This window comes from Ectothiorhodospira shaposhnikovii, assembly GCF_047222355.1.
Lineage (GTDB): Bacteria > Pseudomonadota > Gammaproteobacteria > Ectothiorhodospirales > Ectothiorhodospiraceae > Ectothiorhodospira.
Genome location: NZ_CP178333.1, coordinates 2,718,390 through 2,738,624 on the forward strand (window position 1 = coordinate 2,718,390; position 20,235 = coordinate 2,738,624).

At 66.0% G+C, this 20,235-nt stretch carries 21 protein-coding genes and 1 pseudogene; 7 read left to right on the forward strand and 15 right to left on the reverse strand.

What is annotated here, in order from left to right; genetic code table 11:
• Positions 1 to 68 precede the first annotated feature (68 nt).
• The 7 genes and pseudogenes from ACLF6L_RS12415 to ACLF6L_RS12445 all read right to left on the reverse strand — a co-directional run bounded on the left by ACLF6L_RS12415 (position 69) and on the right by ACLF6L_RS12445 (position 7,850).
• On the reverse strand, positions 69 to 773 hold the full coding sequence (locus ACLF6L_RS12415; RefSeq protein WP_338081463.1) for an ABC transporter ATP-binding protein: 705 nt from the start codon (positions 771 to 773) through the stop codon (positions 69 to 71).
• Positions 774 to 1,031: 258 nt separating this feature from the next.
• Positions 1,032 to 1,415 (reverse strand): annotated as a pseudogene (locus tag ACLF6L_RS12420) (hemerythrin domain-containing protein); the annotation flags it as partial.
• Between the two features lie 37 nt (positions 1,416 to 1,452).
• Positions 1,453 to 2,262 carry an ABC transporter ATP-binding protein gene (locus tag ACLF6L_RS12425; RefSeq protein ID WP_238615734.1) on the reverse strand — a complete coding sequence of 270 codons (810 nt, stop codon included), beginning with the start codon at positions 2,260 to 2,262 and terminating at the stop codon, positions 1,453 to 1,455.
• 4 nt (positions 2,263 to 2,266) lie between these two features.
• The gene (locus ACLF6L_RS12430) at positions 2,267 to 3,283 is read right to left on the reverse strand and encodes a branched-chain amino acid ABC transporter permease (protein ID WP_238615733.1); all 1,017 of its coding nucleotides are present in this window, start codon (positions 3,281 to 3,283) and stop codon (positions 2,267 to 2,269) included.
• Positions 3,283 to 4,158 (reverse strand): branched-chain amino acid ABC transporter permease, encoded by an 876-nt coding sequence (locus ACLF6L_RS12435; protein ID WP_008931174.1) that lies wholly within the window; start codon positions 4,156 to 4,158, stop codon positions 3,283 to 3,285. Before ACLF6L_RS12435 ends, ACLF6L_RS12430 begins: the two co-directional genes overlap by 1 nt.
• 75 nt (positions 4,159 to 4,233) lie before the next feature.
• The gene (locus tag ACLF6L_RS12440; RefSeq protein WP_008931175.1) at positions 4,234 to 5,394 is read right to left on the reverse strand and encodes an ABC transporter substrate-binding protein; all 1,161 of its coding nucleotides are present in this window, start codon (positions 5,392 to 5,394) and stop codon (positions 4,234 to 4,236) included.
• A 98-nt stretch (positions 5,395 to 5,492) separates the two neighbouring features.
• Entirely contained in the window at positions 5,493 to 7,850 is a 2,358-nt protein-coding gene (locus ACLF6L_RS12445) for a DUF1631 domain-containing protein (protein ID WP_412851791.1), read from the reverse strand.
• Between the two features lie 133 nt (positions 7,851 to 7,983).
• Here ACLF6L_RS12445 and ACLF6L_RS12450 point away from each other — a divergent pair, with 133 nt between their 5' ends.
• A complete protein-coding gene (locus tag ACLF6L_RS12450; protein WP_412851792.1) occupies positions 7,984 to 8,865 on the forward strand; it encodes an HDOD domain-containing protein in 882 nt (293 codons plus the stop codon).
• Positions 8,866 to 8,879: 14 nt separating this feature from the next.
• Here ACLF6L_RS12450 and ACLF6L_RS12455 read toward each other — a convergent pair whose 3' ends face one another.
• The 3 genes from ACLF6L_RS12455 to ACLF6L_RS12465 form a co-directional block, all read right to left on the reverse strand.
• On the reverse strand, positions 8,880 to 9,167 hold the full coding sequence (locus ACLF6L_RS12455) for an acylphosphatase (protein ID WP_412851793.1): 288 nt from the start codon (positions 9,165 to 9,167) through the stop codon (positions 8,880 to 8,882).
• Positions 9,168 to 9,243: 76 nt separating this feature from the next.
• Complete coding sequence (locus ACLF6L_RS12460) at positions 9,244 to 9,831, reverse strand: LysM peptidoglycan-binding domain-containing protein (protein ID WP_008931179.1); 588 nt, start codon at positions 9,829 to 9,831, stop codon at positions 9,244 to 9,246.
• 129 nt (positions 9,832 to 9,960) lie between these two features.
• Entirely contained in the window at positions 9,961 to 10,266 is a 306-nt protein-coding gene (locus tag ACLF6L_RS12465) for a DUF4398 domain-containing protein (protein WP_238615729.1), read from the reverse strand.
• A 142-nt stretch (positions 10,267 to 10,408) separates the two neighbouring features.
• Here ACLF6L_RS12465 and wrbA point away from each other — a divergent pair, with 142 nt between their 5' ends.
• A complete protein-coding gene (gene wrbA, locus ACLF6L_RS12470; RefSeq protein ID WP_008931181.1) occupies positions 10,409 to 11,029 on the forward strand; it encodes an NAD(P)H:quinone oxidoreductase in 621 nt (206 codons plus the stop codon).
• Entirely contained in the window at positions 11,026 to 11,367 is a 342-nt protein-coding gene (locus tag ACLF6L_RS12475) for a DUF2069 domain-containing protein (protein WP_238615728.1), read from the forward strand. Before wrbA ends, ACLF6L_RS12475 begins: the two co-directional genes overlap by 4 nt.
• A 9-nt stretch (positions 11,368 to 11,376) precedes the next feature.
• Here the strand turns inward: ACLF6L_RS12475 and hda are convergent, their stop codons facing one another.
• From hda to ACLF6L_RS12490, 3 genes are read right to left on the reverse strand one after another with little or no spacing between them, the layout of a single operon-like run.
• The gene (gene hda / locus ACLF6L_RS12480) at positions 11,377 to 12,072 is read right to left on the reverse strand and encodes a DnaA regulatory inactivator Hda (RefSeq protein WP_238615727.1); all 696 of its coding nucleotides are present in this window, start codon (positions 12,070 to 12,072) and stop codon (positions 11,377 to 11,379) included.
• A gap of 34 nt (positions 12,073 to 12,106) precedes the next feature.
• On the reverse strand, positions 12,107 to 12,664 hold the full coding sequence (locus ACLF6L_RS12485) for a CDP-alcohol phosphatidyltransferase family protein (RefSeq protein WP_008931184.1): 558 nt from the start codon (positions 12,662 to 12,664) through the stop codon (positions 12,107 to 12,109).
• Positions 12,661 to 13,713: a DUF2066 domain-containing protein gene (locus tag ACLF6L_RS12490; RefSeq protein ID WP_412851794.1), complete on the reverse strand. Its 1,053-nt coding sequence runs from the start codon at positions 13,711 to 13,713 to the stop codon at positions 12,661 to 12,663. The genes ACLF6L_RS12485 and ACLF6L_RS12490 overlap by 4 nt, the downstream gene beginning before the upstream one ends.
• A 281-nt stretch (positions 13,714 to 13,994) precedes the next feature.
• Between ACLF6L_RS12490 and purM the strand changes: the two genes are divergently transcribed.
• Genes purM through ACLF6L_RS12510 form a run of 4 tightly spaced genes read left to right on the forward strand, consistent with a single transcriptional unit; the run spans position 13,995 to position 17,871 of the window.
• Positions 13,995 to 15,050 (forward strand): phosphoribosylformylglycinamidine cyclo-ligase, encoded by a 1,056-nt coding sequence (gene purM / locus ACLF6L_RS12495; RefSeq protein WP_238615725.1) that lies wholly within the window; start codon positions 13,995 to 13,997, stop codon positions 15,048 to 15,050.
• The gene (gene purN, locus ACLF6L_RS12500; RefSeq protein WP_238615724.1) at positions 15,050 to 15,712 is read left to right on the forward strand and encodes a phosphoribosylglycinamide formyltransferase; all 663 of its coding nucleotides are present in this window, start codon (positions 15,050 to 15,052) and stop codon (positions 15,710 to 15,712) included. Before purM ends, purN begins: the two co-directional genes overlap by 1 nt.
• On the forward strand, positions 15,663 to 16,460 hold the full coding sequence (locus ACLF6L_RS12505; RefSeq protein ID WP_412851795.1) for a DUF3108 domain-containing protein: 798 nt from the start codon (positions 15,663 to 15,665) through the stop codon (positions 16,458 to 16,460). Before purN ends, ACLF6L_RS12505 begins: the two co-directional genes overlap by 50 nt.
• The gene (locus ACLF6L_RS12510; protein WP_412851796.1) at positions 16,447 to 17,871 is read left to right on the forward strand and encodes a dihydrolipoyl dehydrogenase family protein; all 1,425 of its coding nucleotides are present in this window, start codon (positions 16,447 to 16,449) and stop codon (positions 17,869 to 17,871) included. The genes ACLF6L_RS12505 and ACLF6L_RS12510 overlap by 14 nt, the downstream gene beginning before the upstream one ends.
• Positions 17,872 to 17,893: 22 nt before the next feature.
• Here ACLF6L_RS12510 and ACLF6L_RS12515 read toward each other — a convergent pair whose 3' ends face one another.
• Positions 17,894 to 18,910, reverse strand: a complete 1,017-nt coding sequence (locus tag ACLF6L_RS12515) for a peptidoglycan -binding protein (protein WP_008931190.1) — start codon at positions 18,908 to 18,910, stop codon at positions 17,894 to 17,896.
• Between the two features lie 44 nt (positions 18,911 to 18,954).
• Entirely contained in the window at positions 18,955 to 20,106 is a 1,152-nt protein-coding gene (locus ACLF6L_RS12520; RefSeq protein WP_238615721.1) for a flagellar motor protein MotA, read from the reverse strand.
• Positions 20,107 to 20,235 lie beyond the last annotated feature (129 nt).

Below are 20,235 nucleotides of genomic sequence, written 5' to 3' on the forward strand. Positions count from 1 at the left end.
CTCTGACCACTTCTGCACGTCTTTATGAACTTGCAGCCATGCAAGACGCGGCCTGATCCTCAACAGCATCAGATGCCCAGATACGCCGCCTTGACCTTGTCGTCCTCCAGCAGGTCGCGGCCGGCGCCTTCCAGCACCACCCTGCCCGCTTCCAGGACATAGGCCCGGTCGGAGATGGCCAGGGCCTGGGAGGCGTTCTGCTCCACCAGAAATACGGTGATCCCTTCGCCGTTGAGCTCGCGGATGATGTCGAAGATCTCTTCCACGATCAGGGGCGCCAGCCCCATGCTCGGCTCGTCCAGCAGCAGCAGCCGGGGCCGGGCCATCAGGGCCCGCCCCATGGCCAGCATCTGCTGCTGCCCGCCGGAGAGCATCCCCGCCAGCTGATGGCGCTTCTGCCGCAGGATGGGGAAGCGGTTGTAGATCCGCTCCAGATCCTCGTTCACCTCCGCCCCACCCTTGCGGGTGAAGGCCCCCAGGCGCAGGTTGTCGTGCACGCTCAGGTCCCGGAACACCTGCCGCCCCTCGGGCACCTGCACGATGCCCATGGCCACCCGCTGATGGGCCGGCAGACGGGTCAGGTCCGCCCCGGCGTAGGCCAGTCCGCCCCGGTCCACCGGCTGCAGACCGGACAGGGTCATGAGCAGGGTGCTCTTGCCCGCGCCGTTGGCCCCCACCAGGGAGACGATCTCGCCCCGGCAGATGGTCAGGTCCACTTCATGCAGCACCTCGATACGACCATAGGAGGTGACCAGGCCCCGCACCTCCAGCAGGGCCTCCCGGGCCGGTGCCGGGTCCAGGCGCCGGGGGTGATCGATACCCAGCCCGCCCACGTGCTCGGGGGCCATGTTGATGATGCGGTGGCGCAGTTCCTTGAACTCCTCCCGTACCCGCTCGCCGAACAGGGGATCGTCGTACTGATCCTTGGCCTGGGCGATCCGCTCCCAGTCCGACTCGTCCAGCAATGCCCGGGCCTGGGGGATGAGCACCCGTTCCTCCTGCAGGACGTGGCGACGCAGGGTCTGGGTGAACCGGAACATGGCCTGGATGAAGGGGTCCCTGCCCCGCGGCCAGTCGTCCAGGCTCTCGTGCAACAGGGTGCGCAGACGCTGCAGGGCGTCATGGGCGGTGAGGTAGTCCTGTTCCAGCTCGTCCAACGCGGGAATGCCCTCGGGGGCCCGTGCCCGCAGGCACTGGAACAGCAGGATCTCGTTGGGACGACTCTGCACCCGTTCAGAGAAGTGCTCGAAATAGTCCAGGATGGCGTTGATCAGGACCTCGTCCGGGGCCTGGGCCTCATCATCGATATCCTTTTGCAGACGCTCCAGCAACAGGATGATGCGCCACAGGTTCAGATGTTCCCGGGTGATGATGTGGACGGCCTGTTCGCGGGGATCGTGGCGATGCTCGGTCATGGGATTCCGGCTGGCAATGAGGGGTACGTGGTCGGAACTAGCCGCCCAGGTAGGCGGCGATCACGTCCGGGTTGTCGCGGATTTCCCGGGGCGTGCCCTCGGCCAACTTGCGGCCGTAATCCAGCACCAGCACCCGGTCGGAAATCGACATCACCAGTTTCATGTCGTGCTCCACCAGGACCACGGTGATGCCGCCGGCCGCCACCTTGCGGATGAGCTGTTCCAGGGCGGCGGTCTCGGTGGAGTTCAACCCCGCCGCCGGTTCGTCCAGCAGCAGGATGGAGGGCTGGGTGGCCAGGGCGCGGGCGATCTCCAGGCGCTTGAGGGCACCGTAGGGCATGGCGGCGGCATCGGCATCCACATAGTCGCCGCAGCCGACGAACCGGATCAGTTCCTCCGCCTGCGCCCGGCAGGTCCGCTCACTGGCCCGCAGACTGGGCCAGCGCAGCAGGGCCGCCAGGAAATTGCGTTTGAGATGCAGATGCCGGCCCAGCATGACGTTTTCCAGGGCGGTCATGTTCATGCAAATCTGCAGGTTCTGGAAGGTCCGGGACATGCCCAGCCGCGCTAGGCGCTCCGGTGGCAATCCCTGCACCGCTTCACCTTTAAGGGAGATTTCCCCCTGATCAGGCTGGTACAGGCCGGTGATGAGATTGAACAGGGTGGTCTTGCCGGCCCCGTTGGGTCCGATCACCGCATAGACTTCTCCTGGCAGGATCCGGAAGCTCAGGTCATCCACCGCATGGACGCCGCCAAAGGCCTTGCCAAGGCCCCGGACTTCCAGCAGAGGGGCCGGCCGGGCGGTGTCGTCACGGGACGTTTCGGTCTGTTGCACGCTCTGATTCATGCCCCTACTCCTGCCCGGACGCCGGGGCGGAGGCCGGCCGCGGTCGCAGACGCCTGACGGCCTCGCTCAGGGTGGGCAACAGCCCCTTGGGCATGAAGATCATGGTCAGCATCAGGATCAGGCCGAACATCATCATCTCGTAGTCCTGAAAATCCGTCAGCAACTGGGGCAGCAGCATCAGCAGCACCGCGCCCAGGATGACGCCGTAGGTGGAGGCCATGCCTCCCAGCACCACCATGGTGATGAGTTCGATGGAATGCTCGAAGGACGCCACCTGGGGGGTGATGAAACCGGTGTAATGGGCATAGAAACTGCCCATGACGCTGGCATAGACCGCGGAGATCACGAAGATCAGCAGCTTGTAATGGGAAGTATCCACCCCCACCACCCGGGCCGCCACCTCGGAACCGTGCACCGCCCGCAGGGCCCGCCCGATGGGTGAATCCACCAGGTTCTGGGCGATCCAGACCGCCAGCAGCAGCAACAGGGCCGCCAGGCCGTACCAGAGCAGCGCCCCGGAGACTTCCAGACCCAGCAGGGAGTAATGATCGAAAATGCTCAGCTCGGCGCCCATCACCGTGAGGGGCTCCACCGCCAGGCCGTCGGGTCCGCCGGTGAGCCAGCCCTCGTTGTTGATGACGATGGCGATGATGATGCCCATGCCCAGGGTGGCCATGGACAGATAGTGTCCCTTGAGCCGCAGGATGGGACGTCCCAGGGTCCAGGCCAGGACAGCCACCAGCAGCGCGCCGCAAAGCAGCGCCGGGATCGAGGTCCAGCCATAGGTGCCGGTGAGAATGGCACTGGCATAGGCCCCCATGCCGAAGAAGGCCGCATGACCCAGGCTCACCTGACCGCCGTAGCCCACCAGAAGGTTCAGGCCCACCACGGTGGCGGCGATCAGGGCGATCTGGGTGGCGATGTCCAGGTGAAATTCGTTACCCAGGAACAGGGGCACCAGCAGGAGCACCAGGGCCAGCACCGGCAGGCCCGGCACGCGTTCAGGCAGTCGCAACGCCATCAGACACGCTCCGCCACACGAGCACCGAACAGACCGCGGGGCATGAAGAACAGGATCAACAGGATCAGCAGAAAGGCCACCGCATCCTTGTAGTCGGAGGAGATGTAGCCCGCGGTCATGGCCTCGGCAATCCCCAGCAAAAGACCGCCCACCACGGCCCCCACTCCGCTGCCCATGCCGCCGATGGCCGCGGCCACAAAACCCTTGAGCCCCAGCATGATGCCGATGTCATAGGCGGTCAGAGTGACGGGAGCCACCATGATCCCGGCCATGGCCCCCAGAACCGCCGCCAGCATGAAGGCCAGCATGAGCACGAACTGGGTACGGATCCCCATCAGGCGGGCCGCCCCGGGGTTCATGGAAGTGGCCAGGATGGCCTTGCCCATCAGGGTACGGGTAAAGAACAGGGCCAGCAGCAGGACCAGGACACCGGCCACCGCCAGCACCCACAGGCTCTGGGTGTACATGACGGCACCCAGCACGTTCACCGACTCCGTGGCACTGAAGCTGGGCATGGCATGAAATTCCTTGCCCCAGATGATCTGCGCCAGTCCGCGCAGGAAGATGGAAGCCCCGATGGTGATGATGATCAGGGTGATCACGTCCGCCTTGCGGGCGGGGGCGATGGCCAGCTTGTGCAGCGCCACCCCCAGCACGGCCGCCAGGGCCACGGCCATGGCGATGGCCAGCGGCAGGGGCACCCCCATGGCCAGCAGGGAGACCGTGGACATGCCGCCGATCATGAGGAACTCACCCTGGGCGAAATTGATCACATGGCTGGCGTTGTAGACCAGGGTGAAACCCAGGGCCACCAGGGCATAGGTGGCGCCGATGGTGACGCCCGAAAAGAGGTACTGGAGAAACTCGGCAAACATGAATGAACCAGAGTGGATGTTGTGTCGGGAAAGTGAGTCACGGGGAGGGGCGGCACGCGTCCGCCCCCCGGACGATCAGTCAACCAGTACCCACTGTCCGTCACGGACTTCCAGCAGGCGGAAGGACTCGGGCGCCAGGCCGTTGTGGTCATCCGGTGACATGTTGAATATGCCGGTGACCCCCACATGGCCCTGGATCTGCTCCAGGGCGGAACGGACCGCCTCGGGCTCGGTGGTGCCGGCGGCCTCAATGGCGGCCACCGCCAGCATCAGGGCGTCGTAGGCATAGCCGCCGAAAGTGGACACCGACAGGTTCCAGCGGGCCTCGTAGGCGGCCTTGTAATCCTGCACCACCTGCTTTTGCGGGTCATCATCGGGCAGGGCGTCGGGGACCAGCAGGGCGGAAGCCGGCAGGCGCACCCCTTCGGCGGCGGAACCGGCCAGATCCAGGAAGCGGTCGGAGGCCACGCCGTGGGACTGATAGAAGGGCAGTTCGATCCCCAGATGGGCATAGTTGCGGGTGACGATGGCGGGCCCCTGACCGAAACCGAAGTTGAATACGGCCTGCACGCCCGGGGTGTTGCGGATCCGGGTGAGCTGGGCGGTCATGTCCGTGTCCTGGGGACCATAGGTCTGATCCGCCAGCACCTGAATGCCGAAATCGGCGGCCACCGCCAGGGTCTGCTCCCGGCCGGAACGGCCGAAACCGTCGGTGCCCGAAATGAGGCCGATACCGGTGATGCCGCGGGATTGCATGTCGGCCAGCACCCGTTCGGCGGCCATGCGGTCGGACTGCGGGGTCTTGAAGATCCAGGGGCGGACCGGCTCGGTGATCACCAGGGCGCCGGCCATGGAGATCATGGGACGACCGGCCCGTTCCACCAGGGGCACGGCGGCCATGGTGGTGCCGGTGGTACTGCCGCCGATGATCAGGTCCACCCGGTCGGAACGCAGCAGGCGATTGGCGAAGTTGCGGGCCTCGTTGGCGTTGCCGCCGTCATCGTAGTGGAACAGACGCAGGGGCCTGCCGATGACGCCGCCCGACGCGTTGATGCGCTCCACATACATTTCCAGGGTCTTGAGTTCGGGGTCCCCCAGAAAGGAGGCCGGCCCGGTGGCGGACACCAGGGCGCCGATCCGGATCGGTTCGGCGGCCATCGCGGGGGCCACCATCCCGCAGATCAACACGAGGATCAGCAGTACGGCGCGGTACGGAGAACGGTTCTTGGTCACCATGATTCCGGACACCCTTGTGGTTGCGAGGGAAAAACCCGCCTATAAAACCACAATAGCGCCGGGGGCGCCACCGACGAACGGCGCCCGGGGACCGAAGATCAACCCGGGTTCTCTTTCAACTGCGCCATCAACCGACTGATGGCCCGGTCGAACACAGGCACGTCCTCGATGACGCGGGCACGACCGGCACGAAATTCCGCCGCCAGGGCATGTACCGTCATTTCCCGCACCTTGAGTCCCTGCTGATTGACGAAGAAGTACTTGCCGCTGATCAGGCTCTTCCAGGACAGTTTCATGCGCCGGGTCTTGCCCAGTTCCTCATCCTCGATCTCCAGCCAGGTGCCCTCGCTGAGTTCCCGGGCCGTGAGCAGGTGCAGATCATCCACGGTCGCGGACTCGGCATCCCCCCCGGCGGGTGATTCATCAGGAAAGACCTGGAAACACCCCTCGGCGATGCGCTGATTGATTTCCGCCACCTTGCGGGCCATGAAACTGCGCCCATCCGTGGGGACAGGATCCGCCGTGACGGGGGAAGATTCGGCGACAATTTCGGCGGAGGCCTCATCGGAGACGACAGGCACCGTCGATGCACTCCCCCCGGACATCTTCTCCTTCACCATGCGCGTATGCTCGGCGGCCAGCATCCCGAGGATCTCCTGCTGCTCGGCCTGCGGCAGGGACATCCGGTTCATGCCCTCCTGAAGGGACTTGAGCAGGGAAGGCAACAACCGGGTCAACTGCTCCCGTTCCTCCTCGCCCTGCTTGGGAATCAGGCTCCAGACCAACAGTGACGCCACGTTCAGGGCCTTCTGCCAGAGGGGACCGTGTTCCCCGTGCCTGAGATGGATCAGCACCAACAAGTCCTTCCAGGTACCCTCCAGCAGGCGGTGGACGGCCGGCGGCAAGCTCTGGCCGTCCAGAACATGCTCGATGGCTTCACCGGCCACGGCCTTGGCCACCAGTAACTGTTCACGCCCCTGGGCGACCTGAGCCGTTTCCTCCTCCCGACGGCCGGCCCGTTCGGCCTGGGAGGCACAAAAGGACTGGAAGTCCGCCAAGACCTCTTCGAACAGACCCACGTCATCCTCGAACTCATCCAGCAGACGCTCCACCACCGACTCGATCCTGGCTCGCAGCTCACCCCCCTCATCGGACGACTCGGACCAGCCCACGCCGGCTCGGGACAGCTCACTGAGGAGGCGACGGGCGGGATGGCGCTTGCGGCTGAAGAAACTCTTGTCGAGGATGGCCACTTTCAGCAGGGGGATCTGCAGGCGACCGATCAGCTCCTTGATGGGCGCGGGCAGTGCCGGGTCATCGAAGACGAACTCGAACAGCATGGAGACGATGTCGATGGCCGATTCGTCGGTCCGGTTGATGGCCACCGCCTGGCCGCCGTCGGGGTTGAGCGCGGTGATCACCGCCCCCTTGAGATCCGCAACGGGCACGGTGCGTCCCTCGACGGCAAGCTGGTTGAGAGGAATGGCGGACAATGCCGACAGCAGGGCTCCGGCGTCCGCCGTGGTGATGGCGGTCCCGGGACCCGAAACCGGTCTGCCGACCGCGGTACCGCCCGGGTGATGACCGGTCGCCGACGGGTAGCCTCCCCCACCACGGGCCAACCTTTCCAGCAGCAGCAAGAGATCTCCCTCCTCGCCGGAAGTCCCGCCGGCAGGCTCCTGCGCCGGTGCCGACCACCCGCCTCTTTCGGCCGCCTCGTCCCGCGCGGTACCACCGGTTGCGGCGGGCGCGGAAAACCGGCCCTCCGGCCGCAGATCCGGCAGGATCCCCATCTCCTGCAGATAGCGATTGACCTCCTGATACAGAGGCGGCAGATGGCCGATCACGAACTGGTCGAACAACTTGTAGATGATCAGCCTGATCCGGATATCCACATCCAGCACGTGCATCGCATCCCGAAAGGCATGACAGAAAGCCTTGGGGTCGAGGGGATTGTCGTCTTCCCCGAGGCCGGGGCGGTCCATCACCGCTCCCAGACGCCGACGCACCGCATGGAGCTCGGCCTCGCTGATGCGACGCACCTTCGCCACCATGCCCTCGATGGCCAGATTCTCCTCCAGCTCATCGGAGGCCACCAGGGAGAGTTCATCCGTGGAGGCCGGGGCCGTTTTCCAGCCACCGGGGCCTGGGCGCATGCAGGCATCGAATACCCGCGCAATCTGGGTCACATACTCGCTTTCCATGGTGGAACGCTGACGACGCAGGGCGCGCATGGCATCAAAGAAAGTGGTCTGGGAGCGATTGTCCTCGGCCTTTTCCGCCAGCCTGAACAGCGCATCGTCGGCACCGTCCAGCATTTCCTTGAGCAGAGGCTCCACGTGACGGGAGGCCAGGTTCCGGCAACGGCCGAGAATCTGGAAGGGGGCGGCCTGCTGGCCGCCGCGCCGCGCCGCGGCGTTGAAGGCGATCACATTCTCACGGGCTTTCTCATTCATGGCTGACACCTGGGCAGGCGGATCGTACCGACCGGCGGGGGCGACGGACTGCGGTTGACTTGTGAGCCTTATAGTTCATATTACTCCTGTCAGACCCGTATCCACTTCAAAATTTCCATGGATGATCAGTAACATGGGCAATCCTCCCGACAGACGGTGCGACCTGGACGACCTGCTCGAGGATGTCTCCGGACTGGTTTCGCCGCCGGAGATCATCATTCGCCTGCGCTCGGCCCTGGATGCACCCGGCAGTACCGCAAGTTCCCTGGCGGCCATTGTGGCACAGGATCCGAACCTGAGCGCACAGATCCTGCGCCTGGCCAATTCGGCCATGTACGGCCTGCCTCAGCGCGTGGAGACCGTCAGCCGGGCCATCGCCGTGATCGGCACCCGGGCCCTCTATCATCTGGCACTGGCGGTCACCGCCACCCATACCTTTTCCCGTCTGCCCTGCGAACTGGTCAACATGGCCGTGTTTTGGAGACACAGCGTGTTCACCGCCCTGATCGCCCATGATCTGGCCCAGCGCTGCAACGTGCTGCATCCGGAACGGCTGTTCGTGGCCGGATTGCTCCATGACGTGGGCAGCCTGGTCCTGTATGGGCGCCACCCCGACCTGCTGCGGGAAACCATGCTGATCACCCGGGGATGCGAGCCGCTGCTGGCAAGCCACGAAAGGGAAATCCTGGGTTTTGATCATGCCGACGTGGGGGCGGAACTGCTGACCCGATGGGGTCTGCCGGAAAGCCTGCGAACAGCCATCAGACTGCACCACCAACCCGACAGGGCACTAGGAACCGGGCTGGAGGCCACCCTGGTTTATCTGGCGGACATGCTGAGCAATCGCACCGAACAGGGTTGTTTCAGTGAATTCGGCCCCCGGAACGAGGAGATTCCCGATGCGATCTGGGAGTGCTTGGGCCTGGACCCGGAAGATGGGGAGGACTGCCGCGCCAACGTGGGCTGGCGCTTCATGGAAACCCTCACCGTCATCCTGCCCCAGGCCAGATACTGAAACGGCAGGTCTGTTCAACCGGTGATGAAGCCTTCCGCCACCGGACCCGTAAAGGGCTCGCAGGACACCTGATCCACCCGCGCCTGAGCAGGCCCCTCATGCAGCCATGCCTTGAGCCGGTCCACCTTGTCCGCGGGTCCGGCAACCACGACTTCCACCCGTCCGTCAGGCAGATTGATTGCGTGGCCACGCAATCCCAACGACACGGCCTGATGCTGGGTGGAGACACGGAAATAGACACCCTGCACCTTGCCGGACACCCGGCAAAGACAGGCCACTTCGTCATGGGACTTCACGGACACGAATGATGACTCCTCTGCAAAAAAAGGCCCGCGCAAGCGGGCCTTTTCAAGGCTTTCAGCAAGACGGCGCCGGATATCAGCGCTTGGGGGTCAGACCGTACTGATCCAGGTAACGCAGGTCGGAACGCTCCACCGGACCGACGGCCCAGGCACCGCGGGTACGGGCATGGTGCACGGCGGCGTCCACATCCGCGGCGGACGGACGCAGCTCGATCTTCAGGCGCTGACCGGGGAAGATGAGGTCCGCATCACGGATCTGATCCGCATTGGCCCGGTAGATCAGCGGCCACTGATAGGGGTTGCCGTAGACGGAACTGCGACCGGAGATCTTCCAGAGGCTGTCACCGCGAACCACTTCATAGGTCATGTGGGTGGGTTCGGCCGCGGGGGCCGGTGCCGGTGCGGGGGCCGGCGCGGGAGCCGGAGCCGGCGCGGGGGCCGGTGCCCGGACGAACAGGTCCGGATCACAGACTTCGTTGGCGGCATCGCGGGTCCAGTAACCGGTGCGGACGCACTCCCCGGAGGCGGCGCTACGTGCGTAGGCCCCGCTGCCGTCCACCACATAGGCAGTGCCGACGGGAACCTCGGACACACTGGCGCAGCCCGCCATCAGAGCCGCCGAAGCCAGACCGGCGAGCAGAATCATGTTCTTTTTGGTATTCACGGCTAGAGCTCCATTTGAGACGTGTGCGAGGGGTGACCCTTCGAGGGCCTTTACCATGATTTTATACGATGAAAGCGGACATGGCGAATGGACGGTGGCCCGTCCGGCACAAGCACCCCTGTTCCAGGATCACTCGGCGGCGCGGATGCGTGCCTCGATGGCCAGTGCCCTGGCCTCCCTGGCCTGGCGGCGGGCCGCCTGGAACTCCCCGGCGGAGAGACTGCTCTCGGCCTGTTCCAGCAGACTCCGGGACCGCTCATAGGTCTCGGAGGCACGCACGGGCGCCCCCACTTCCTCAGCCGCCCTGAGGGCCTGCCGGGCATCGCTCATTTCCTGTACCGGTGCCATGGTGGCACATCCCGTGACCAGCAACGTCACGTATACTGCGATCAACAGGTGCCGGAACAAGGGTCGATGGCGGGATCTGGTGGGCACGATGCGGTGACACACTGCCTGGGTGTAAAAAAGACACTAGCACCTGACCCAAAAAACGTCAAGACAACAACTACCTACAGTCAAAACCTGTTGTAATTTCGTGAACTTCCTCAATGTACCTCCGACCCGCGAGGCCTTTTCCATGAGTCAGACTCCCGACATCGAGATCCTGGTGCTGTATTACAGTCGGTTCGGCGCCACCGCCCAGATGGCGCGCCATGTGGCCCGTGGCGTCGAAGAAGTGAAGCACTGCACCGCCCGCCTGCGCACCGTGCCGCCCGTATCGGCCACCTGCGAAGCCGTCGACGAGGACATTCCCGCCGAAGGCCCCCCCTACGCCACCCTGGACGACCTGAGGGAATGTCGGGGTCTGGCCCTGGGCTCCCCCACCCGCTTCGGCAACATGGCCGCCCCCATGAAGTACTTTCTGGACCAGAGCAGCAGCCTGTGGCTGGCGGGCACACTGGTGGGCAAGCCGGCGGGGGTGTTCACTTCCACCGCCACCCAGCATGGCGGCCAGGAGTCCACCCTGCTCAACATGATCATTCCCCTGCTCCACCACGGCATGCTGATCACCGGTATTCCGTATACCGAGCCGGCCCTGAGCGAAACCACCTCGGGCGGCACCCCTTACGGCGCCAGCCACGTGGCCGGCGCCCAAGGCAACAATCCGCTGACGGACCATGAACGAATCCTGTGCCACGCCCTGGGGCGGCGCCTGGCACGAACAGCCCTGAGCCTTGCGCAAGGAAGCCGGGAATGAAGCGGAACGGATATCACCGGCTGGCCCTGGCCGGCCACCTGGGGCTGTTCGGCCTGATCTTCCTCTGGACCCTCTGGATCGCCCCGCCGGAACAGTTCCCCCGGGCGATCCTGCTGGTGCTGCTGCTGGGGCCGCTGCTGCTGCCCCTGCGGGGGCTGCTCCATGCCCGTCCTCAAACCCATATCTGGACGAGCCTGCTGAGCCTGCCCTACGTCCTGATCGGCAGTGCCCTGGCGGCAGCCGGCGAGCAGCGCCTTTACGGGGTGCTCATGGTCCTGCTCAGCCTGGCCCTGTTCGCGGGATGCGTCGGGTTTGCACAGACCATGAAAAAACGCTGATCCGGTGCGCTAGACACCCCCCAGAATATGCTTGACGAACCGCACCGTCACCCGGCGCCGGGTGGCCAGGGACTCCCTGTCCAGTTGGTCCAGCAGGGCGATCAGGGAAGGCAGGTCCCGACGATGGTGGCGCAGCAGATAGTCACAGACCTCCGGAGACAGATCGAATCCGCGCCGCCGGGCCCGCGCCATCAGGGCCTCGCATTTATGCGCATCGCCCAGCACGCGCAACTGAAAGACCGCCCCCCACAGCAGGCGTGAACGGAGGTCCGGCAACGCGACCGGCAGGGACTGAGGCGCGGTACGCGACGCCATCAGAAGGCGCCCGCCCGTGTCGCGCACGCTGTTGATCAGATTGAACAGGGCCTGCTCCAGATCGGGCTCCCAGGGCATCCGGTCCAGGTCGTCCAGAGCGATCAGGTCCACGCCCTGCCAGCCCTCCAGCAGGTCCGGGCCGGCACCGGCGGTGATACCCATGGGCAGGTAGGCCACCCGCCCGCCCCATTCCGCCACCTCATGGCAGGCGGCATGCAGCAAGTGGGTCTTGCCCGCACCAGGGTCACCAAACAGGTACAGCTGCCGCTCTCCCGTGCCCCGCGCCAGCCCCCTGACCGCTTCGGGCACGAGGGCCTGCCCCCCCGGGTGAAAGGTATCGAAGTCCGTACCGTCACGGAGGGTGACGTCCAGGGTCAGCTGACGGGCCATGAACCCCTCGGCAATGGGGCCGGATGCGCCTGATTCATGCCGTTGAGCGCCAGTGCAGGTAGGCCTTGCGCCCCCAGGTGAAGACATAGGCCAGGCCGCTGCTGATGGTGGTGAACAGCACCAGCATCAACATGCCGTCCAGATACCAGGCCGGCAGCGCCAGTACGCCGGCATTGACGATCACCGACAGCACCAGCACGATCTGGAAAAAGGTGTTGGCCTTGCTGATGAACAGCGGCTGCATTTCCAGGCTGCGGGTCACCGCCCGAAAGGCCATGGCCCCCAGCACGATCACGGCATCCCGCGCCACCACCAGCCCGACCAGCCACCAGGGCAGCAACCCGGTCCAGGCAACGGTGAAATAGGTCCCCATCATGAGGATCTTGTCCGCCAGGGGGTCCAGATACCCCCCCAGCTTGGTATACCAGCCGTAGCGCCGGACCAGCCAGCCATCCAGGCCGTCGGACAGACCGGCGATGAGCAGCAGCCACAGCACCAGCACGTACTGATGGGTGGCGAGGGCCCAGATGATGGGTCCCGTCAACGCGATCCGCATCAGGGTGATGGCATTGGGTAGCTGGCGCAAGTTCACCGCAATAACCTGAAGCCGATGGTTTCAATACCGTCCACCGCCGCCTCCGCGGCCTCCGCGGCCTCCGGTACCAGGGTGGAGCCCAGCAGGGCGGCACGTTCCAGATCGCGCACGCCACCCCGCACCTGGACCAGGAACAGGGCCCGGTCCGGCGTCAGGCCATGGGGCCGCAAACGGGACACGACGGCCATGTCACCCAGGTAGTTGACCACCCGAAGATAGTCGGCCAGGGAGTCCACGCCGCCGACACTGACCATGACCCCGCCCCGCTCCACCTGCAGGCCGGCAACGGCCAGGCGCCGCCCCAAGTGATCCGCCGCCTGATGCATGACCGAGGCAATTGCGGCATCCTGATCCTCGCCCTCGCTCTGCCACTGGGCGGATTCCTCGCCGGCATAGAGCTGCATTCGAGCCAGCCAGCGGCTGCCGGAAGGCTGTACCCGGGCCACCAGAACGCCGCCGGGACCGTAACGACGGGATGCCCCCATCACGGGCTCATGGAATCCCCCCATCACGTCGGCCAGAGTCACGCGGCCCTGGTCTTCCAGGTCCATGAGCGGAAACAGCAGCGGCAACCCCCGTTCCCGGGCGGTCCGCTCCAGGGCGGATCTTGCGGGGTGATCATCGGCCGATGACACCAGGCGGCGCTCCTGTCGATCCTGAACTCCCAGCCATACCAGCAGGGCGGGTCGATCCCCGGACCAGACCGGCAGTCCCGCCTCCAGCAGATGCCGTTCCACCGCACCGACATCGAAACGCACCCAGAGCAGACTGGTGGCCTCGTCGGGACCGTCAAGATAACGATATTGCTGGACGTGACGGGGTGCCTGCTCAAGCAAGGCAAGGACCCGGGAATCATCGAGCATGTCGCGACGCCCGGTCAGCCGGACGACCACCTGGGCCAGGGCCCGGTTGAAACCTTCCATGCGTTCGGGGCGGTCCCGGGAGGCCACGCTCACCTCGGCTTCCCCAAGAACTGGAGCGGTGTCCGCAATCCCGACCACCGGGGCGGCCGCCAGGGCCGACAACAGGAACAGCGTAGCAAGCAAGCGAAGTGAAACCAGGGTTCTCATCATTGTGCTCGGGACTAGGGCTGCAGGCGTCGGACCCGTTAAAATAGCACAAATGACCTGGCGCCAAGCCCGTCGGTCGCGGTTTTCGCCCGTGTCAACCGACCCGCGAAGATGGCTTGCCCCGCCCTCCCTTGGTAACATCACCGCCCTGCGGGCCGAAAATACCGCCGGGCACATCCTGCCCGGCGATTGCCTCCCATGGCGACCCGGCCCACAATCAGCGCATTGCACCCTCCCACGCAAGGTCAGAGTTTTCCATGGTCCAGAAAAACACTCCTCCCACCCAGGGCATCAGCTACCGTGATGCCGGCGTGGACATCGACGCGGGCAACGCCCTGGTGGAACGCATCAAGCCCCATGCGCAGCGTACCCGTCGCCCCGGTGTCATGGCGGGCCTGGGCAGTTTCGGCGCCCTGTTCGAACTGCCCATCGCGGATTACAAGGAGCCGGTCCTGGTTTCCGGCACCGACGGCGTGGGCACCAAGCTCAAGCTGGCCCAGCAACTGGGCCGCCACGACACCATCGGCATCGATCTGGTGGGCATGTGCGTGAACGACATCATCGTTCAGGGCGCCGAACCCCTGTTCTTCCTCGACTACTACGCCACCGGCAGCCTGGACGTGGATACCGCGGCGGACGTGGTCAAGGGCATCGCCGATGGCTGCGCCGAGAGCGGCTGCGCCCTGGTGGGTGGCGAGACCGCGGAGATGCCCGGCATGTATGCACCCGGCGAATACGACCTGGCCGGCTTCGCCGTGGGCATCGTGGAAAAGGCCCGCATCATCGACGGCAGCCAGGTCCGCCCGGGTGACGTCCTGCTGGGCCTGGCCTCCTCCGGCCCCCACTCCAACGGCTATTCCCTGATCCGCCGCCTGCTGGAAATCACCGGCGCGGACCTGGACAGCCCCTGCGGCGAGGTCACCCTGGGTGACGCCCTGATGGCCCCCACCCGCATCTATGTCAAGCCTTTGCTGGCGCTGCTGCGCCAGCAGCCCGTCCACGCCCTGGCCCATATCACCGGCGGGGGCATTCTGGAGAACCTGCCCCGGGTGATGCCCGCCGGCACCGTGGCAACAGTGGATCCCCAGGCCTGGCCAAGGCCCCCGGTGTTCCAGTGGCTGCAGCAGGCCGGCGGCATCGAGGAACGGGAGATGCTGCGCACCTTCAACTGCGGTGTGGGCATGATTCTGGTGCTGCCGGAGGCTGCCGTGGCCGCCACCGAGGCCCTGATGACCCAGGCCGGCATCGACTGCTGGCGCCTGGGCGGCATCGCGGCCGCTGAAGGCGAAGCCCGCGTGGAGCTGACCCGCTGATGCGTCGGAGTCCGTTACCCGGTATCGTCGTCCTCATCTCCGGCTCCGGCACCAATCTGCAGGCCCTCATCGATGCCGCGGCCGACGGCCGCATCCACGGCGAGATCCGGGCCGTGATCAGCAACCGTCCCGAGGTGGCCGGACTGGACCGGGCCCGTCGCGCCGACATCCCGGCCCAGGTGATCAATCACCGGGACTTCCCCGACAGGGGCACCTTCGATCAGGCCCTGATGGCGGCAATAGACCGCCATCAGCCTGACCTGGTGGTGCTCGCCGGCTTCATGCGCGTGCTCACCCCGGCCTTCGTGGCCCATTACGAAGGTCGCCTGATCAATATCCATCCCTCCCTGTTGCCGGACTTTCGTGGTCTTCACACCCATGAACGCGCCCTGGAGGCCGGTGTCCAACAGCATGGCTGCAGCATCCACTTCGTCAACACGGAACTGGACGGCGGGCCGGTCATCCTGCAGGCGAGCGTACCCGTACTGCCCGATGACACCCCGCAGACCCTGGCGGCACGGGTACAGCAACAGGAGCACCAGGCCTATCCCCAGGTGGTCCGGTGGTTCTGCCAGGGTCGGCTGACACTTCGCAACGGACAGGTATGGTTTGATGAACAACCCTTGCAGGCTCCCCTTCAATCACCCGCCGCGAACGACTGATCGGCATCGCATCCGGCGACATCGACCGCTGATCGCACTGGTGCTGACCGCCCTGCTGGCGGCCGCGCTGGTCCCGGCGGCCCAGGCCCAGACCCTGCCCTTTGTCCCGCCCTCCTACACGGCGGAATACCGGGCGCAGAAGATGGGGCTGTCGGTGGTGGCCAGGATCACCCTGACCCGGGAGGGGGAGCGCCTGCGCTATCGGGCCCGGGTCCGGCCCACCGGCATGCTGTCCTGGGTGCGCAACGACGAGATCATTGAGCAAAGCATCCTGCGACTGACCCCCGCCGGGCTACGCAGCGAGGAATACCTCTACAGTCATACCGGCGCCAGCCGGGACCGGCGCACCGAGATCCGCTTCGACTGGGAGGCCCTCAAGGCCAGCGGCACCCACAATGGCCGGGCCTTCGAGCTGGACATTCCCGACCGGGCCATCGACCGCTTCGCCCTGCAGCTCTCCATGATCCACGACGTCTGGAGCGGACAGCGTGAATTCACGGAAACCATCGTCGAGCGCAACCGCATCCGGACCTACGAATTCACGGTGGGAGCCCCCGAAACCATCGACACCCCCATGGGTGCGGTGGAGGCCATCCCGGTCACCCGCTACAACGAGGAACGGGATACCACCGTCAGTACCTGGTTCGCCCCCCGCCTCAACTATCTGCCGGTCCGCCTGGAACAGCTGGAGGACGGTGAGCGGCTGGTCCTGACCATCCAGTCGGTGGAGTGGCATGACAACCGCTGACCCGGTTCTGGCCTGTGATCTGGCCGTCATCGGCTCCGGCCCCGGCGGCTACCGGGCGGCGGTGCTGGGGGCCTTGCGGGGACTGTCCGTGGTCATCATCGAAAAGGCCGACTGGGGCGGATGCTGCCTGAACCGGGGCTGTGTGCCCAAGAAGGACTGGTATCACACCGCCCGCCTGATGGCGGCCCAGGCGCACTTTGCCGGGCGCGGCCTTGATGGGCCACTGCGGGCGGACCTGGGCCGGGCCTGGGCGCATCAGCGCCGGGTGGTCGACGGCATCCGGACCCGCTACCTGGACTACCTGCATCACCTGAAGGTGACCCGACTCGACGGCCACGCCCGCTTCCTGGATCCGCAACACCTGTCGGTGGCGCATCCCGACCGGCCGGCCCAGCGGGTCCGGGCCGACCATGTCATCATCGCCACCGGCGGACAGGCGCAGATACCGGCCCCCTTCAAGGCCATCCCCGGCAAGGTGCTCACCACGGACATGCTGTTCGACGCCCCACCGCCGCCGGGCGAGCGAGTGGCGGTGATCGGCAGCGGCGTGGTGGCCACCGAGTTTGCCTATATTTTCAGTCAATTGGGGAGACAGGTCACCTGGCTGGCCCGTTCCCCCATGCTGCGTCGCCTGCCCCTGAGCCGGCCGGCCCGGGATGCCCTGACCCAGGCCTTGGCACGGCAGGGGCTGCACCTGCGCAGCGGCATCGGATTCGAGGCGATCACGGTGACCGATGATGACGTCCGGCTACACCTGACAGGGGATGAGACCCTTGCCGTGGACTGGGTTTGCCTGGGGACGGGACGCCGCCCCCATACCGAGGGGCTGGCGCTGGAGCAGGCCGGGATTCGCACCGACGACCGGGGATTCATCCGCCGCAACGGGCAGCTGCAAACCGATGTCCCTCACATCTACGCCATTGGCGACGTGGCCTGTGAATGGATGACCGCCAATCATGCCTTGGCCGAGGCCACCACCGTCATCGGCCACATCCGGGACGGGCAGGCACGACACCTGGACCCGCTGCGGGTGCCCATGGTGGTCTACAGCGCCCTGGAACTGGCCCGCCTGGGGATGGATGAAACCATGGCGGAAGACACCGGACACGAACCGGCGGTGGGTTTTGCCGCCTTCGCGACGTCCCCCAGCGCCCTGGGCCAGGATGACACCGAAGGCTTTGTGCGCCTGATCGCGGACATGGACACCGGCGCCCTGCTGGGGGGCGAGATTCTGGGTGCCCAGGCCGGAGAATTGATCCATCTGCTGTCCCTGGCCCCGGACCGGGACACGGCCCTGGCCTGGATCGCCCGGGGGGTCTTCAATCATCCCTCGCGCACGGAAGAGATACTCAATGCCGCCGAGACCCTGGCCGGCAAATGGGGGCTGGGCGACCGGGTGTTCGGGCCGTAAGGCCCTCCCCACACGCTTGGGATCACTGCTCCGGCGCGCTGGTCAGGCGCATCTCGATGCGCCGGTTGCGGGCCAGTGCCGCCGGCGTATCCGCCGGGTCCAGGGGGTGAAACTCTCCATACCCCGCCGCCGCCAGGCGCCGGGGCGCCACCCCGCGATCGATCAGGTAGTCCACGATGCGCTGCGCCCGGGCGGTGGAAAGCTGCCAGTTGGACGGAAACTGCTCGGTGCGGATGGGGCGCCGATCCGTATGCCCCTCCACCATCAGCACCCAATCGATGTCCGCGGGGATGCGCTGCTCGATCTCCCGCACCAGCACCGCCACCCGGTCCAGCCGCGCCTGCCCCGCCGCCTCCAGATCGGCGGAACCCGAGGCAAAGAACAACTCCGACTGGAACCGGAAACGGTCGCCGACGATCTGGATATCCTCCACGTCCGCCAGTGACTCCCGCAAACGCCCGAAAAATTCCGAGCGATACCGGGCCAGTTCCTGCACCCGGTCCGCCAGGGCGAGGTTCAGGCGCTCACCCAGGTTCTCCACCTGCAGCCGCTGGGCCACGATCACCGCCTCCCGCGCCTCCAGGGCCTGATTGAGGGCGGTCAGCTGCAACTGCACCTGCTCCAGCTGCCACTGCAACTGCGCCAGGTCCGTCTGGGCTTCCATCCCCAGGACCCGCTCCCGGGTCAGGTCTTCCTGGACCTGCATCAGCAGCCGACGGTCCGCATCCCGTGCCTGCAAGGCGGCCTCCCGCTCCTCGAAGGTGGTCTGCAGGGTGGCGGTGAGGGCGTGGATGCGCCCTTCCAGGCGTGCGTTGTCCGCCTCCTTCAGGGCCAGGGTCCGGGACAGCTCGCCGATGCGCTGGTGCAGGGTTTCCACGGTCTGGTCCCGCTGGAGCAGGACATCGGAGAGATGGAACTGGGATACCACGAACAGCATGAGCAGGAAGACGAAGACCAACACCACGGTGGCCAGCACGTCCACGAACCCGGGCCAGATGTCCAGGGAGGCACGACTGCGGCGGCGACTGGAGGGCAGCATGGGGGGTCAGCAGGCTCCGGAGGGTGTCGCTGGACAGTGCATCATCATTCCCGCTCCCGCCCCCCTTCCCCCAGGCGGGCCGCCGTGCGGGTCATCAGGCGGACCTCGTCACGCAGCACGCTGATGAAATGCCCTCGGTCCTCGCCCAGCTGCACCCGCAGCTCCGACAGGGTATCGGCCACCCCGGACAGGTGCCGGCTCATCTCCTGCTCACTGTCGGAACGGGCGCCGGTGGCTTCGGCCAATCGCTCCAGCACCCCCTGCAGCTCCGACTGGGTGCGGGCCAGCCCGAGCATGGCCTTCTGCTCGCCGCGTACCAACTGGGCCACCTCCGCCACTTCCTGGGTCAGGGCGATCAGCCGCTGGTCCGTGAGCCGGCGCTCCTCCTCCCCCCGGGCCATCAGGCGCTGGAGCTTGTCCAGGCTGTCGGAAGTCTGTTCCAGCAGGGCCTGGATATAGGCCGGGACCGTCCCCTCCCCCTCCGACACCAGGGCGCCGGTGGAGAGGCGGGTGAGGCCCGAAAGCCATTCTTCCAGTTCGTTATAGAAGCGATTCTGGGCATGACCCGCCTGCAGGTCCACAAAGCCCAGCACCAGGGCGCCGGCCAGCCCGAACAGGGAGGAGCTGAAGGCGGTCCCCAGCCCCGAGAGGGGTTTCTCCAGACCGCTCTGCAGGGCGGCAAAGGCCCCGTTCATGTCCTCGCCGCCGATACCCATGTCCGAGATCACCGCACCCACGCCCCGCAGGGTATCCAGCAGACCCCAGAAGGTCCCCAAAAGCCCCAGGAAAACCAGCAGACCGATGAAATAGCGGGACAGATCGCGGGACTCGTCCAGGCGCATCCGGATCCCATCCAGCAGGGTGCGCATGGAGACGGTGGACAGGGTGAACTGGTCGCCGCGCCGCCCGGTCAGCAGGCGGGCCATGGCCCCCAGCAGCCGGGTACGGGGGAGCTGGGCGGCCTCCGGGGCATCACTGGCGCGGAAGGCCTCGATCCAGCGCACCTCGGGATTGAGGATCAGTACCTGCCGGTAGTTCACCACCAGTCCCACCAGCAGCACGAACAGGATCATGCCATTGAAGGCTGGATTGGCCAGAAAGGCTGCCAGCAGGGGACCGGACAGCAGCAACGCGGCCGCCATGACCGCGAGCAGAAAGACGCTCATCCAGATGATGCTGTCCCTGGTCTTGCGCATGCGATGGCTCCCCCGGCCGGATGATCGCGAAATGGAGAGGGTAACCCGGCAACCACGACCGCCCCTCACCCCACCCCCCTCTCCCACAAGGGGAGAAGGGCTTATGGTAACAAGACCGTGGGTGGGATT

Excerpts from the sequence above, each read along its gene's own strand:
- ACLF6L_RS12425 (WP_238615734.1), bottom strand. The coding sequence starts at position 2,262 with ATGAATCAGAGCGTGCAACAGACCGAAACGTCCCGTGACGACACCGCC.
- ACLF6L_RS12430 (WP_238615733.1), bottom strand. The coding sequence starts at position 3,283 with ATGGCGTTGCGACTGCCTGAACGCGTGCCGGGCCTGCCGGTGCTGGCC.
- ACLF6L_RS12435 (WP_008931174.1), bottom strand. The coding sequence starts at position 4,158 with ATGTTTGCCGAGTTTCTCCAGTACCTCTTTTCGGGCGTCACCATCGGC.
- ACLF6L_RS12440 (WP_008931175.1), bottom strand. The coding sequence starts at position 5,394 with ATGGTGACCAAGAACCGTTCTCCGTACCGCGCCGTACTGCTGATCCTC.
- ACLF6L_RS12445 (WP_412851791.1), bottom strand. The coding sequence starts at position 7,850 with ATGAATGAGAAAGCCCGTGAGAATGTGATCGCCTTCAACGCCGCGGCG.
- ACLF6L_RS12450 (WP_412851792.1), top strand. The coding sequence starts at position 7,984 with ATGGGCAATCCTCCCGACAGACGGTGCGACCTGGACGACCTGCTCGAG.
- wrbA (WP_008931181.1), top strand. The coding sequence starts at position 10,409 with ATGAGTCAGACTCCCGACATCGAGATCCTGGTGCTGTATTACAGTCGG.
- ACLF6L_RS12475 (WP_238615728.1), top strand. The coding sequence starts at position 11,026 with ATGAAGCGGAACGGATATCACCGGCTGGCCCTGGCCGGCCACCTGGGG.
- hda (WP_238615727.1), bottom strand. The coding sequence starts at position 12,072 with ATGGCCCGTCAGCTGACCCTGGACGTCACCCTCCGTGACGGTACGGAC.
- purM (WP_238615725.1), top strand. The coding sequence starts at position 13,995 with ATGGTCCAGAAAAACACTCCTCCCACCCAGGGCATCAGCTACCGTGAT.
- purN (WP_238615724.1), top strand. The coding sequence starts at position 15,050 with ATGCGTCGGAGTCCGTTACCCGGTATCGTCGTCCTCATCTCCGGCTCC.
- ACLF6L_RS12505 (WP_412851795.1), top strand. The coding sequence starts at position 15,663 with ATGAACAACCCTTGCAGGCTCCCCTTCAATCACCCGCCGCGAACGACT.
- ACLF6L_RS12510 (WP_412851796.1), top strand. The coding sequence starts at position 16,447 with ATGACAACCGCTGACCCGGTTCTGGCCTGTGATCTGGCCGTCATCGGC.
- ACLF6L_RS12515 (WP_008931190.1), bottom strand. The coding sequence starts at position 18,910 with ATGCTGCCCTCCAGTCGCCGCCGCAGTCGTGCCTCCCTGGACATCTGG.
- ACLF6L_RS12520 (WP_238615721.1), bottom strand. The coding sequence starts at position 20,106 with ATGCGCAAGACCAGGGACAGCATCATCTGGATGAGCGTCTTTCTGCTC.